At 64.5% G+C, this 14,582-nt stretch carries 9 protein-coding genes; 1 reads left to right on the forward strand and 8 read right to left on the reverse strand.

Annotation, left to right across the window (positions count from 1 at the left end; translation table 11 throughout):
* Positions 1–154: 154 nt before the first annotated feature.
* On the reverse strand, positions 155–3,277 hold the full coding sequence (locus ACHAC9_RS22410) for an efflux RND transporter permease subunit (protein WP_435763651.1): 3,123 nt from the start codon (positions 3,275–3,277) through the stop codon (positions 155–157).
* A 10-nt stretch (positions 3,278–3,287) separates the two neighbouring features.
* Complete coding sequence (locus ACHAC9_RS22415) at positions 3,288–4,421, reverse strand: efflux RND transporter periplasmic adaptor subunit (protein WP_435763653.1); 1,134 nt, start codon at positions 4,419–4,421, stop codon at positions 3,288–3,290.
* A 141-nt stretch (positions 4,422–4,562) separates the two neighbouring features.
* On the opposite strand from ACHAC9_RS22415, the gene ACHAC9_RS22420 reads away from it, so the two are divergent.
* On the forward strand, positions 4,563–4,874 hold the full coding sequence (locus tag ACHAC9_RS22420; RefSeq protein WP_435763655.1) for a hypothetical protein: 312 nt from the start codon (positions 4,563–4,565) through the stop codon (positions 4,872–4,874).
* 248 nt (positions 4,875–5,122) lie between these two features.
* Here the strand turns inward: ACHAC9_RS22420 and ACHAC9_RS22425 are convergent, their stop codons facing one another.
* From ACHAC9_RS22425 to ACHAC9_RS22450, 6 genes are all read right to left on the reverse strand, one after another.
* Positions 5,123–5,863, reverse strand: a complete 741-nt coding sequence (locus tag ACHAC9_RS22425; RefSeq protein ID WP_435763657.1) for a 2OG-Fe dioxygenase family protein — start codon at positions 5,861–5,863, stop codon at positions 5,123–5,125.
* Positions 5,864–5,913: 50 nt separating this feature from the next.
* Positions 5,914–7,947, reverse strand: coding sequence for a TonB-dependent receptor (locus ACHAC9_RS22430; RefSeq protein WP_435763659.1), 2,034 nt, complete (start codon positions 7,945–7,947; stop codon positions 5,914–5,916).
* Between the two features lie 7 nt (positions 7,948–7,954).
* Positions 7,955–8,443, reverse strand: a complete 489-nt coding sequence (locus ACHAC9_RS22435; protein WP_435763661.1) for a DUF6702 family protein — start codon at positions 8,441–8,443, stop codon at positions 7,955–7,957.
* Positions 8,443–10,815: a M1 family metallopeptidase gene (locus tag ACHAC9_RS22440; RefSeq protein ID WP_435763663.1), complete on the reverse strand. Its 2,373-nt coding sequence runs from the start codon at positions 10,813–10,815 to the stop codon at positions 8,443–8,445. The genes ACHAC9_RS22435 and ACHAC9_RS22440 overlap by 1 nt, the downstream gene beginning before the upstream one ends.
* Positions 10,816–10,935: 120 nt before the next feature.
* Positions 10,936–13,326 carry a M1 family metallopeptidase gene (locus ACHAC9_RS22445; protein WP_435763665.1) on the reverse strand — a complete coding sequence of 797 codons (2,391 nt, stop codon included), beginning with the start codon at positions 13,324–13,326 and terminating at the stop codon, positions 10,936–10,938.
* Between the two features lie 134 nt (positions 13,327–13,460).
* The gene (locus ACHAC9_RS22450) at positions 13,461–14,570 is read right to left on the reverse strand and encodes a HupE/UreJ family protein (RefSeq protein ID WP_435763667.1); all 1,110 of its coding nucleotides are present in this window, start codon (positions 14,568–14,570) and stop codon (positions 13,461–13,463) included.
* Positions 14,571–14,582 lie beyond the last annotated feature (12 nt).

Consider the following 14,582-nt stretch of genomic DNA (forward strand, 5'->3'; position numbering starts at 1 on the left):
CTTAGTTTCCATCGTAGAGAGCAGGTGCATTCGTTCGGGAGCAGGCGACAAGAAGGCGCAGTACCGCGTGGAGTCAGGACTCCACGCTACAATTGCGGCGCAGCGCAGGGTGGTCCGGACCGCGAAAGGCTCTTCAACCCACGCGACCGCACTCTCACTTCATCATCGTCGGCTCATTCACCCGCACCGGCTCACCCTTCGGATGCCTTCTCAACCGGTGCACGCCACGATCGAGCAGCAGCTTGAAATCGTCCACATACGTGAATACCGCCGGCACCACCAGCAGGCTCAACAAGGTCGACGTGATCAAGCCCCCGATCACCGCAATCGCCATCGGCGACCTGAAACTCGGGTCGCCCGAGAAGCCCAGGGCCAGCGGCAGCATGCCGGCGCCCATCGCGATGGTGGTCATGATGATCGGCCGGCTGCGCTTGTGGCAGGCGTCGACCAGGGCATCGAAACGGTTCATGCCGGTCTTGCGCGCGAGGATCGCGTAGTCGACCAGCAGGATCGAGTTCTTGGTCACGATGCCCATCAGCATGATCAGGCCGATCATGGTCGGCATCGACAGCGCGCTGCCGGTGACCAGCAGCGCGATAAAGGCGCCGCCGATCGACAGCGGCAGCGCCGCGAGGATGGTGATCGGCTGCATGAAATCGTGGAACAGCAGCACCAGCACGCCGTAGATGCACAGCACGCCGATCGCCATCGCCACGCCGAAACTGGCGAACAGCGCCTGCATTTCCTGGGCGTCGCCCAGTTCCGCAATCTGCACCGAGGCCGGCAGGGCCGTGAAGGCGGGCAGGGCGCGCGCTTCGCTGTTCACCTCGCCGAGCGAGCGTCCGCCCAGCTCGACGTCGAGCGTGACGTTGCGGCTGCGGTTCAGGCGGTCGATCTGGGCTGGCCCGCTTTCCATCGTGATGTCGGCGACGGTGGCCAGCAGCACCGGGCCCCGCGTGCCGGGCACCGTCAGGCGTCCGATGGCGTCCAGGTCGGCGCGCACGGCGTTGGGCAGCTTGACCCGGATCGGCACCTGGCGCTCCGACAGGTTCATCTTTGCGAGTGCCTGCTCGTAGTCGCCGGCGGTGGCCACGCGCACCGTCTCGCCGATGGAGGCCGCCGTCACGCCCATGTCGGCGGCGCGCGCGAAGTCCGGACGCACAATGATTTCGGGACGCACCAGGGACGCGCTCGAGCTGACGTTGCCGATACCCTCCAGCGTGCGCAGTTCGCGCTCGGCGCGCTGTGCGGCGGCGGTGAGCGCGGCGGGATCTTCGCTGCGCAGCACCAGCTGCAGCTTGCCGCCGGTGTCGGCCTGGCCGACGTTGAAACGCGCGCCGGGAATGGCTGATAATTCCGTGCGCATGCGGCGCTCGAGGTCTGACAAGGATTCATCACGGTCGCTGCGGTGCGAAGTCGATACCGTCAGCACCGCGCGCCGCGCTTCGGCCGAGGCGCCGGGCGCGAAGGCGTCGCCGCTCGACCCTCCGCCGATCGAGCTGAAGACGCTCTTCACGCCGGGCACGCGCATCGCCGACAGGCGCGCCTGCTCGGCCACGACCTGGGTTTGCGCGAGCGTCGAGCCGGGCGGCAGTTCGACGTTGATGATGGTCTGGCCGCGGTCGGCCGCCGGCACGAAGCCGGTCGGCAGCAGCGGCACCAGCGCGATCGAGCCGGCAAAGAACAGGAACGATGCGATCGCCGTGATCCCGCGGTGGCGCAGGCACCACTGCATGCTCGCCATGTAGCGGCGCATGATCGCGCCATCCTTTTCCACCTGCACCTTGGCGGGCTTCATGATGTAGGCCGCCATCATGGGCGTGAGCAGGCGCGCCACCACCAGCGAGGCCAGGATCGCCAGCACCGCGGTCCAGCCGAACTGCTTGAAGAAGCGCCCCGGAATGCCACCCATGAAGGCGGTCGGCAGGAACACCGCGACCAGCGAGAAGGTGGTGGCGATTACCGCCATGCCGATTTCGTCGGCCGCCTCGAGTGCCGCCTGCATCGGGCTTTTCCCCATGTGCAGGTGGCGCGCGATGTTCTCGATCTCGACGATGGCGTCGTCGACCAGCACCCCGACGACAAGGGCCAGCGATAACAAGGTCACCATGTTCAGCGTATAGCCGAACAGGTACTGGCCGAGGAAGGCCGGGATCACGGACAGGGGCAGGGCGGCGGCGGCGACAAAGGTGGCGCGCCAGTCGCGCAGGAACCACCAGACCACCAGCACCGCCAGCACCGCGCCTTCGTAGAGCATCTCCATCGAGGCGTCGAAGTTTTCCTGCACCGGCTCGGCATTGTCGACCACCTCCTTCAGCACCACGTTCGGATGCGCCTTCTGCAGCTCGGCCACTGCCGCGCGCGCGCCTTCGGCCACTTCGGTTTCGCTGGCGCCGCGCGTGCGGAAGATTTCGAAGCCGACCACCTTGCGCCCATCCTGCCGGGCCACGGAGCGCGGCTCCGACACCGTGTCGATCACGGTCGCCACCTCGTCCAGGCGCACGCGGCGTCCGTCCGGCAGCGGGATGTCCATGCGCGCCAGCTCCTGCGCGCTGGCGACGGTGGCCAGCGTGCGCACCGACTGCTCGGCGCCGCTGACGTCGCCCCGTCCGCCCGGGGCTTCGCGCTGCACGTTGCGCAGCTGGCGCGACACGTCCAGGGCCGAGACCCGCAGCGCGGCCATGCGCGCATCATTGAGTTCGACCCGTACTTCGCGCTCGACGCCGCCCACGCGTTTCACCGCGCCCAGGCCCGGCACGCTGAGCAGGCGCTTGGCTGCGGCATTGTCGACGAACCAGGACAGCTCCTGGTCATCGAGCCCGGCGGCGCCGGCGCCGGGTTTTGCCGAGGCCGTGAAGGTGAGGATCGAGCGGCCGGCGGTGGCCGCCTTGGTCACGCTCGGTTCGCGCATTTCGGGCGGCAGGTCGGAGCGCACCTGCGAGACGGCGTCGCGCACGTCGTTCACCGCGTCCGACAGGTTCTTCTCGAGGATGAATTCGACGGTGACCGTGGCCACGCCGTCGAGCACCTTGGTATAGATGTTTTTGACGCCTTGCAGCGTGGCGACCGAATCCTCGATCTTGCGCGCGACCTCGGTTTCCAGCTGGGCGGGCGCTGCGCCGTCGAGCGTGGCGGTGACGGTCACGATCGGCAGCTCGATATCGGGGAAGAACTGGATCTTGTTCGATTTGAAGGCGAGCAGGCCGGCCAAGGTCAGCAGGACGAACAGCAGGATCGCCGGGATCGGGTTGCGGATGGAGAGGGCTGAAAAATTCATGATGCCACCTTCAACGCGCCGCGACTTTGGCCGGAGCGGCCACAGGCGCCGCTACATTGCGTACCAAATCCCCATCGTTCAGGAAGCCGGCGCCGGTCACGACAATCTGCGCGTCCGGTGCCAGGCCCTGAATGACTTCGATGCGTTCGCCCAGGCGGCGTCCGGTGCTGATCTTCAATTGGCTGACGCGGTTGTCCGGGTTCAGGCGGAATACATAGCTGAAGCCGTCGCGCACGGCGATCGCCCCCTGGGGCACGGTCAGCGCGTTCGAGGCGCCGAGTTCGAACTCACCGCCGGCGAACATGCCGGCCTTCAGGGGCGCGCTCGGGGACAGGCTTGGGGGCAGGTCGACATACACCAGCGTGGTGCGGGTTTGCGCATCGACCGTCGGCGCCACCATGCGCACCTTGCCCACGACCTCGCTGCCGCTGGCGCCCTTCACGCGCACGCGGGTACCGGGCTTGACGCGGCCGATATCGGAGGCCGGCAGTTCGGCGCGCCATTCGAGGCGACCCTGGCGGATCAGGCGGAACAGTTCCGTGCCCACGCCGACCACGGCGCCGACGGTGGCGCTGCGCGCCGAAATCACGCCGCTGTCGGGCGCTGCCACCTGCGTGTACTTCAGGCGCAGCTGCTGCTGGGTGAGCGTGGCTTTCGCCGCCGCGACGCGCGCCGCGGCGGTGCGCTCCGCCGTCAGGTACTGGGTCACCTGCTGCTCGCTCATGGCGCCGGAACTCTTGAGCGACTGGCCACGCTTTGCATTGGCCGCCGCCTCGGCGGCATTCGCCTGCGCTTCCTGCAGCGCGGCGCGCGCCTGCTCGACGTCGGCATTGACCGTGTCGGCCGAGAACACGGCCAGCACTTCACCCTTTTTCACGACGTCGCCCACGTTCACCCGCACCTCGAGCAGGCGCAGCCCGCCCGACTCGCTGCCGATGACCGCTTCCTGCCACGCGGCGACGTTGCCGTTGGCGCCGAGCGCGAGCGGCAGGCTGGCCGTGGTCGGGCGCGCCGTGCTCACGGTCAGCGCGGGCGTGGCGGGGGCGGCTTTTTTCTCGTCCTGCTCCTTGCCGCAAGCGGCAAGAAACAGGGAAAGCAGGGCGGCCGAGCCGAGTAGAAAAATGCGTGGTGTGGATGAGGGCATGGGTGTGGGTCCGGTTCCGTAATTCAGGCGGCAATGGAGCAGTTTATCAAAAGGATTAAAGACGTACTTGAATTCAATAGGCCGATGTGGCGCCGCTTTATTCGCGCCGTGGCTAGAATAGACTTTTCGGTGGAGGCGCACATGAATTCGCCCATACTCTTTGCGGCCCTGGTGGCCGCCATGCCGGTCTGCGCCGCGGCGCTGGAGGCCGGGCCGGGCAATGCGCCTGGCAAGACGCCCGCGCAATCAGGCTGTACCGACCCTGAGGAAAAGCCGCGCGCATCGAGCGCCTTGCCGGCCCGCGCCAGCACCAAACCTGAACCGCAGCTCGGTTCTGTGGCGTCGAACGCAAGGGTGCCCTCGCATGCCGACACGCCATCGATGCGTGCAATGCGGGCTGCGAGCGCAAAGGAGGCTGCACGCAGGGAGCAGGAGGAGCCTACCAAGCCTTGATTTGCACCAAATCAGTGCATTTCCAGGGCTGAATGCACGGCCATGGTGCGGTGCGTCAAAATTGGACCGGTCCCGGTGCTTGGTCCGCCATTGGCAGAAAAACGACAGAGAGGACATACGGTATGCATACCGTAGTTTTACTGTATTGCGGTGCACAATAAAGCGCAGTATATTGGAACTGTCTCCTCCAGTTTTTCTCCGAAATTCTGGATTACCGCCCGCTACCGTCAGGTACGCGGGCGTTTTTTTTATCCAACCCCTTCGCCCTGGAAGGCCCCCGCGCGCCAGGTCAGCACCAGCGTATCGCGGTGTCCGTTCTCGTCCAGGGGTTGGATCGGCGTCGACTCATGGATCACACGCGCGTCGTCGAGCAGCAGCAGGGTCCATGGCTGCGTCATCGTGAAGCGCAGGCCGCGCGGGCCGTCAGCCTCGAACACGCGTGTCTCGCCGCCCTTGATGCCGGTGCGGCCAACCAGGATGACCGCCACGAAATCGACGCCGTCGCGGTGTGCGCCTTCCGGCGTCGGGCGGCCGATGCCGTCGGTGGTATCGATGCGGAACTGGTGCGCTTCCACATACCAGGGCCGTCCATTGCGCACGCTGGTGCACACGGCGCCCAGTGCCCGTAGCAGGGACTGCCAGGCCGGCTGCGCGATGGTGGCAGCGTCGATCGGCGCGAACAGGCGGTGCATGCCGCCGTGCAGGGCGTTGTATTCGACCGGCTGCCAGTGCGGACGGTGCGCGCTCTGCGCCAGCGCGTGGCCGTCGTCGATGAAGCAGGAGTGGCGGCGCCGGCGATAGCGGCCGCCGTCCTTCAGGTAGTTGTCCAGTTCGAGGCGGTCCCAGCTCGGCGCCAGTGCCGCCAGTGCATCGAGTGAGCAGCCGGCGAGCTGCGCCAGGTCGGCGGGACGCAGCAGGCCATAGCCATCGCCCTGCAAGGCTTCGTTGAGTCGGGAAGGATCGGTGTAGAGCGGTTCAGGTGTCGTCATCCCGGTAGCGTAGCATTTTTCACGGGGCCGGTGGATGGCGGCCCCGCGGCTTACCAGGTCTTGGTGAGTGTCAAACGCAGCGAGCGCGGCTCGATCGGATGAAAGTGGATATCGTCGCGCGGCGACGACTCCCCGGCTAGTTGCGACGCATAGTAGTAGTCGATCGCCGAAGCGCGCCGGTTGGCCAGATTGAAGGCTTCGAGCTCGAGCTGCAAGTCTTTGCCGACCTTATAGCCGATGCGCCCGTTGAGCGTGGTGCTGGCTTGCGAGCGCACGCTGTTGTCTTCGATGAGCGGACGCGGGCCGAAGTAGCGCAGGCGCAGCGCACCCGACCATGGTCCGACCTTGTCGACCGTGAGCGCCAGTTGGCCCACGCCTTCGACGGCGCCCGGTATCCGATCCCCGTTACTCGAGCGCGCACGCGCAAACGCCGCATCGACATCGACCGACAGCCATTTCAGGGGGCGCCAGTAGTTCGACAACTCGATGCCGACGCGCCGGCTGGCCTCGCCCGCCTCTGTCGTACCGGCGTCGCCGATGTAAGTGAGCTCGGAGTCGAAGTCGAGCCGGTACAGCGAGACGGCGGTCTGCATCTTTGGAATGGCTTGCGTGCGCAGTCCCAGTTCCATGCCGCGCGAGCGCGCCAGGCCCGGCGCGCGTTCGAGCGGATCGCGCGTCTTCGGGTCGATCGACGCCACCGTGCCGCGCGCGTCGTTGCTGTGGAAGCCGTGTCCATAGTTCACATAGAACTCGGTCGAGGCCACCGGCGCGAAGATCAGGCTGGCGGACGGGCTGGCCTGTGTATCGTAAGCGCGCCCCGAATTCGCGGCCAGGCTGCTTTCCACATCGAAGCGGAAGCGGTCGGCGCGCACACCGGCCACGGTGCGCACGGTCTTGCTCCAGTGCGTGACGCTTTCGACGAACAGGGCGCCGCTGGTCTCGACAACATGGTCTTCTCGTGTCGTGGCCAGGCGTTGACGCGCACGGGTGTCATATAAGCCGTTGAAGATGTTGTCGTTCTGGAGCCGTACGCCGACCATCAGGTCGGAGGCGGTTGTCGCCCCGCGGTGCAGGTGCCAGGTGTGGGTCGCGTCCAGGCCGCTCGTGACGCGCCGGTCGGGCTGGGCGAACTGGTCGCCGTTGACCGGATCGTTCATGAAGTAAGTGAAATTCGAGTACAGGTCGAGCGCGTTGCGGATCACATACGCGCTCACTTTTGAAGCCGACTCGCTCCCGGTCTGGCGCCACACGCCGGACAGGCTGTAGCGGCGCGCATTGCCGCCGTCGGTGCCGTCGATCGCATCGAACCGTCCGAGCGTGCCATTCTCAAGCGCGCGCAGCGGAATCTGGTCGGTCGCATTCCAGCGTCCCTGGTAGGCCATTGCCGTCACGCTCCAGCCATTGTTGGCGTAGCCGCGGCTGTAGCGAAGCATGCCATTGCGCTTGCGGTAGTCGTCGGGCCGGGTCCACGGGCCGTCGTTCTTCATCCCCTCAAGCGCGTAGAGCAGGGTGCCCCCAAGCACATCCGGGGACCCCGCCAGCATCGCGCGCGCAAAACCGTCCTGGCCGAGCGTGACGCTGGCGATATCCTTCGCCAGGCGGTTGGCGTAGCTGATCTCGACACTGCCGGCCGAGGCGAAGTCGCCATCGTGCGACGCATACGGTCCCTTGCGGTAATCGAGGCGGCCGACCAGTTCCGGGATCAGGAAGTTCACGTCGGTCCAGCCCTGGCCGTGCGCATGGCTGCGCTGATTCACCGGCATGCCGTCGACCCAGGTGGCGAGGTCGGTACCGTGGTCGAGATTGAAGCCACGCAGGTAGAACTGGTTGGCCTTGCCCTCGCCGCTGTGCTGGCTGGCGATCAGGCCCGGCATGGCTTCGAGCATCTCGCCAGGACGGTAGGTGGTGCGCGCGGCCAGTTCCTTCTGGCCGACGGTGCCGGCATTGGCCGAGTCGGCGATGCCGAGCTGGGAGAGGCGCGAGCCCTCGACCAGCACACGCTGCAGCACGAGGTCGTCGGCATGGGCGGCGCCGCAGGCGAATAGCGCGGCCAGCGCGCAGGATAGGGGACGAAGGGTAGGCATGGTTAATTCAGCGCGTCGGCTGTTCAAGTTGGTTTCGGTCGAAGGTCAGCGTGCGCACGGCATTGCCTTCGTTGAGGTTGACGGTATTGACCTGGTCGGGGATAAAATCGATCAACACATTGTCGTGGATGGCGCCGGCTTTCCACAGCGGGGTCTGTTCGATTTCCTGGAACACCGTCACCTTCTCGGGGTCGGCCGTCATGCCGACCCAGCGCAGCGGCAGGCGCGCCTTGTCCTGGCCCCCGATCCAGAAACGGCCCTCGACATACTTGCGCAGCACGTCCTGGTCGTCGGGATCCGTCAGGTCGAACTGGCGCCCGTACAGGTTTGCCAGCAAGGCTTCGACATCGTGCGCCATGTAGGTGTGGACGATCTCGGTATTCCCGGTGCGGGCATTGAACGAGATGTCGGTGATCCCCGCGTGGAAGCGGTGCGCGGATGCCATCGCACTGCAGAGCAGCAGCGCGGCGGCGAAGGCGTTTTTCAGGCTGCGCATTACTGCGCCGCCTTCGGCGCCGCGTCAGGCTTCTTCAAGGGCGCATTGAAGTCCTTCATCATGTCGTTGCCACCGCGCTCGGTCTTGAACAGCTCCAGGCGCGACGGGATCAGCTTGCGCGGCCAGGCGTTGTTGTCGACGTTGATGTCGGCGGTCTCCCAGAACGGATCCTGGCTCAAGCCGGTCATCGGCTCGTCGGTAACGATCAGTTTCGTGATCTTCAACGGCGAATAGCGCCAGACTTCGGCTGGGATGCGCTCGATATACTTCTTGCCGCTCGCTAGCGTGATCTCCAGCACCAGCGGCGTCACCAGCCCGCCGACGTTGGAAAAATCGACCAGGTACAGATGCTTGCCTGAGCCGAGCAGCGCCTTTTCCCAGTCTTCCAGCTTGTCCTGCGATTCGTTGAACTTGTTGCGGTCGGCGTTGGTGACGGTGAAGTCGTCGTGCTCGTTATAGAAATCCTTCAGCTCGGGGTGCGCATCGACGCGGCGCGGCATGCCCTTGTTGCGCTGGTCGGTGAGCGAGGTCGGCTCGGCAGCGCGCAGCTTGCGGCGCCAGGCCTTCTCCGTTTCCGGATTTTGCGAGCTGATCGTGTACTCGCTGATGCCGTCCACGCTCACGTCCACTGCATCGGTCGTGTAGAACCAGCCGCGCCAGAACCAGTCGAGGTCCGTGCCGGACGCGTCCTCCATGGTGCGGAACAGGTCGGCCGGGGTCGGACGCTTGAACTTCCAGCGGCGTCCATACTCTTTAAAAGCGAAGTCGAACAGCTCGCGGCCCAGCACCGTTTCGCGCAGCACGTTCAGGGCGGTCGCTGGTTTACCGTAGGCGTTCGGGCCGCGCTGCAGCACCGACTCCGAGTTCGTCATGATCGGCGTCTGGTTCTTGCTGCGCATGTAGTCGGTGATGTCGCGCGGCTCGCCGCGGCGCGCCGGATAGTTCTCTTCCCACGCCTCTTCCGCCAGGAACTGGAGGAAGGAATTCAAACCTTCGTCCATCCAGGTCCACTGGCGCTCGTCGGAGTTGACGATCATCGGATAGTAGTTGTGGCCGACCTCGTGGATGATCACGCTGATCAGGCCATATTTGGTCGACTTCGAGTAGGTCACGGCGCCGGTTTTCTTGTCCTTCGTGGGACGTGGACCGTTGAACGAGATCATCGGGTATTCCATGCCGCCGATCGGGCCGTTCACCGAAATCGCCGTCGGGTACGGATAATCGAACGAATACTTGCTGTACTGCTCGATGGTATGGACGATCGCCTGCGTGGAGTACTTCTCCCACAGCGGGTTGCCTTCCTTCGGATAGTAGGACATCGCCATCACGGTCGTGTCGCCACTCTTCATGCCTTGCGCGTCCCAGATGAACTTGCGGCTCGAGGCGAACGCGAAGTCGCGCACGTTCTTCGCCCGGAAGCGCCAGGTTTTCATACCCGTCGCGCGGCGCTTCTCGGCAGCTTCCGCTTCAAGCTGAGTAACGATGATGACCGGCTTGGTCGCCGTGCGCGCCTTGGCCAGGCGCTCGCGCTGGGCGCTCGTTAACACCTCGCCCGGGTTTTGCAGTTCGCCGGTGGAAGCGACGATGTGGTCGCTAGGCACCGTGATCTCGACATCGTAGTCGCCGAATTCGAGCGTGAATTCGCCGTCGCCGAGGTACTGCTTGTTCTGCCAGCCGGCGATGTCGTAATAGGCCGCCATGCGCGGGAACCACTGGGCTATCTCGAACAGGTCGTTCTTGTCTTCCTTGTCAAAGCGTTCAAAGCCCATGCGGCGACCGAGCACGCTCGCCTCGGGAATGTTGAAGCGCCATTCGAGCGCGAACGAGAAGCGCTGGCCGGGTTTCAAGGGCTGCGGCAGGTCGACACGCATCATCGTCTTGTTGACGACGTGCTGCAGGGGACGGCCATCCGATCCCTTCACGCTCTTGAGCTGGAAGCCACCCTCGAAGTTGCGGCTCTCGAAAGCGAAGCGGATCGCGTCGAACTTTACGCCTTCCGCACCACCCTTTTGCCAGGCGTCGCGCGAGGGAATGGTCGAGATGCTGCGGTTGTCGGAATCGCCGCGGAACATGTTCTGGTCCAGCTGGACCCACAGGTAGGAGAGGGTGTCGGGCGAGTTGTTATGGTAGGTGATGGTGCCCGCGCCCGTGATGGCGCGCTTGCCTTCGTCGAGCGTCGCGCGCAGCTTGTAGTCGGCGCGCTGCTGCCAGTAAGCGTGGCCCGGCGCGCCGGAGGCGCTGCGCGTGGCCGAGGGCGTGGGCAGCAGCTCGTCGAGCTGGCGGAACTTGTCGTCGAATTTGTCGGCGGCGCTGGCGCCGGTGGACAAGGCCAGGGTCAGCGCAGCAAGGCGGGCGAGGTGCTTCATGGTCATCAATACTCGATAGTTCTAAACGAAACAAACCGATGGCCGCGCGTCTAACGCAACCACCGGCTAAAACGTAGGGTGGACGGCTTTGCCGTCCACGCGTTCAACGTACGACCGACGGCCCGATCACTGCACCGTCGGCACCGTCTCCTTGTCCTTCTTTGCCTCCTCGGCCGCCTTCTCTTCCTTGGTCTTCAACTTGGTATTGAAGTCCTTCATCAAGTCATTGCCACCGCGTTCGGTCTTGTACAGCTCCAGGCGCGACGGGGTCAGCTTGCGCGGCCAGGCGTTGTTGCTCTGGTCGATGTCGGCGGTTTCCCAGAACGGATCCTGGCTCAGGCTCGTCATCGGCTCGTCGGTGACCACCAGCTTGGTGATCTTCGAGGGCGAATAGCGCCAGACTTCGGCCGGGATGCGATCGATATACTTCTTGCCGCTCGCTAGCGTGATCTCCAGCACCAGCGGCGTCACCAGCCCGCCGACATTCGTGAAGTCGACCAGGTACAGGTGCTTGCCGGAGGCGAGCAGCGCCTTTTCCCAGTCTTCCAGCTTTTCCTGCGACTCGTTGAACTTGTTGCGGTCGGCATTGGTGACGGTGAAGTCATCGTGCTCGTTATAAAAGTCCTTCAACTCAGGATGCGCATCGACGCGGCGCGGCATGCCCTTGTTGCGCTGGTCGGTGAGCGAGGTCGGCTCGGCAGCTTTCAGTTTGCGGCGCCATGCTTTTTCCGTTTCCGGATTCTGCGAGCTGATCGTGTATTCGCTGATGCTGTCCACGCTCACGTCCACCGCGTCGGTCGTGTAGAACCAGCCGCGCCAGAACCAGTCGAGGTCCGTGCCGGACGCGTCTTCCATGGTGCGGAAGAAGTCGGCCGGGGTCGGGCGCTTGAACTTCCAGCGCTGGGCGTATTCGCGGAAGGCGAAGTCGAACAGCTCGCGGCCCAGCACCGTCTCGCGCAGCACGGTCAGTGCGGCGGCCGGCTTGGCATAGGCGTTGTTGCCGAACTGGAGGAGCGACTCCGAGTTCGTCATGATCGGCACCTGGTTACGGCTCTTCATGTAGTCGGTGATCAGGCGCGGCTCGCCGCGCATCTCCGGCCAGTTTTCTTCCCAGGCTTCCTGGGCCAGCGTCTGCACGAAGGAGTTCAGGCCTTCATCCATCCAGGTCCACTGGCGCTCGTCGGAGTTGACGATCATCGGGAAGTAGTTGTGGCCCACTTCATGGATGATCACGCCGATCAGGCCATATTTGGTGCGCTTCGAATAGGTCAGCTCGCCGGTTTTTTTATCTTTTGTCGGACGCGGGCCGTTAAACGTGATCATCGGGTATTCCATGCCGCCCACCGGGCCATTCACGGAAATCGAGGTCGGGTAGGGATAATCGAAGGAGTACTTGTTGTACTGCTCGATGGTGTGGACGATTGCCTGGGTCGAGTACTTCTCCCACAGCGGATTGCCTTCCTTCGGGTAGTAGGACATCGCCATCACGTCGGTATCGCCGCTTTTCAATCCCTGGGCATCCCAGATGAATTTGCGGCTCGAGGCGAACGCGAAGTCGCGCACGTTCCTGGCCTTGAAGTGCCAGGTTTTATTCGTGGTGGCACGGCCTTTTTCGGCGGCTTCCGCTTCCGCCTGGGTGACGATGATCACCGGCTTCTTCGCGCTCTTCGCTTTCGCCAGGCGCTCGCGCTGGACCGAGGTGAGGACCGAGCCCGGGTTCTGCAGCACGCCGGTCGAGGCGACGATGTGGTCCGACGGCACCGTGATTTCGACATCGTAGTCGCCGAATTCGAGCGTGAATTCGCCGGCGCCCAAAAACTGCTTGTGCTGCCAGCCGTAGGCGTCGTAATAGGCTGCCATGCGCGGGAACCATTGGGCGATCTCGAACAGGTCGTTCTTGTCGTCGAATTTCTCGAAGCCCGAACGCCCGCCCAGTACCTTCTGCTCGTTGATCTTGTAGTTCCACTCGACTTCGAACGAGAAGCGCTGGCCCGGCTTCAGGGGCTGCGGCAGGTCGATGCGCATCATCGTGCGGTTGATGACGTGGGGCAGCGTGCGGCCGCCCGACTTCACGGCCGTGATGTTGAAACCGCCGTCGAAGCTCAAGCCTTCGAAGGTCGTGCGCAGGGCGTCGAATTTTAGACCTTCTTCCGGATTGCGCGGCTTGGCCCAGGCTTCGCGCGCGACCGTCGTCGACATGCGCGCGTCGGAATTCGGCTTGTAGATGTTCTGGTCGAGCTGCACCCACAGGTAGTTGAGCGTATCGGGGGAATTGTTGTGATACGTGATCGTCTCGGCAGCGCGGATCGAGCGGTTCGCTTCATCGAGCGTGGCGCGGATCGTGTAGTCCGCGCGCTGTTGCCAATAGGCCTGGCCCGGTGCGCCGGACGCGGTGCGGATGGTCGACCCGGCCGGCAGCAGCTCGTCGAGCTGGCGGAACTTGTCGTCGAACGGATCGGCTGCGAAAGCGGATACGCTAAGGCATAGCGCAGCCAAGGCGAATGGCAAACGAATCATGTTTCCCCTAAATTTTATTGATAGTTGGAGAAACTATTCTAATGGTATCTTTCAAGCAAGCCTTCGCGGGATTTGTAAAAAAGCTGATACATGGTGCATATGCAACACGCATCAGCCTGAGCAGTTGAAATGCCTTACGCCAGCAGCTTCAGGTCCAGTACGCGCTCGGCGAGCCACACCACCGCGATCAGCGCGATGAGCGCCGAGCCGCCGGTGAGCACCACGCGCCGGTAGAACAGGCCGCGCCGCAGGGCATAGGCCAGCGGCAGGAACACCAGCACGATGGCCAGTTGCCCCAATTCGACGCCGACGTTAAAGCCCACCAGCGACAGCACCAGTGCGCCCTGCGGCAGGCCGAGGTCGGCCAGCACGCTGGCGAAACCGAAACCGTGGATCAGTCCGAACCCGAAAGCGACCGCGGCGCGCCAACGGTGTACCAGCGGCCACAGGTTATTCAGCGCGGCCAGGATCACGGAAGCGGCGATGGCCGACTCCACCAGGCGCGAGGGCAGGGTCATGACGCCGAGTGCGGCCAGCGTCAAGGTCAGCGAGTGCGCCAGCGTAAACGCGGTCACGATTTTCAAGACGTCGATCACCGAAGCCCGTAAAGTCTCGCGGCCCTGCCACTTGCCATCCCTGCGCACCAGCACCGCCGGCAGCAAGAGCGAGACCAGGAACAGGATGTGGTCGAACCCGATCCAGATATGCCAGACGCCGTGGCGCACGTAATCGGTAAACTGGCGCCAGCGTGCCGGTGTGGCCACTTGCAAGGCCTGCGCGCGCGCGTCGGGCGCAAAGATCGCGCTGCTGGTCGTTGTTCCATGCGTCAGCCGCAGCAGGCCCTTGTGTTGGGGATCGATATCGAACAGCAGGTTGTAGTCGACGTCGAGCGTGGTGACAGCCGCCGCACAGGCGCCCTGCAGGCGCAGCACCGCATAGGCGCCATCGGTATGCGTGTCGATCAGGTGCTGCGTCACGCGCAAGGGGCAGGGCTGGTTGCCGCTGGCGAGCTGCAGACGCGCCAGCGCATAGGCGCCGATCGCCTCATGGTGCGCGCGCACCTCGTCCCAGGTAATCGCGGCGTCGCCGTTCGTGTCGAGACCAACGGCCATCTCGAGGTCGCGCAGGGCGATGTCCCACTGGCCCTCGATGCGCTCGCCCTGCACCGTCAAACTCAGGTAACTGTCGCTCGCCTTGTGCGCCTGCGCCGGCAGCACCTGGGCGAAGAATAAAGCGAGTAACATCAGGCAGCGCGC

It is taken from the genome of Massilia sp. CMS3.1, assembly GCF_051262535.1.
Taxonomy (GTDB): domain Bacteria; phylum Pseudomonadota; class Gammaproteobacteria; order Burkholderiales; family Burkholderiaceae_D; genus Telluria.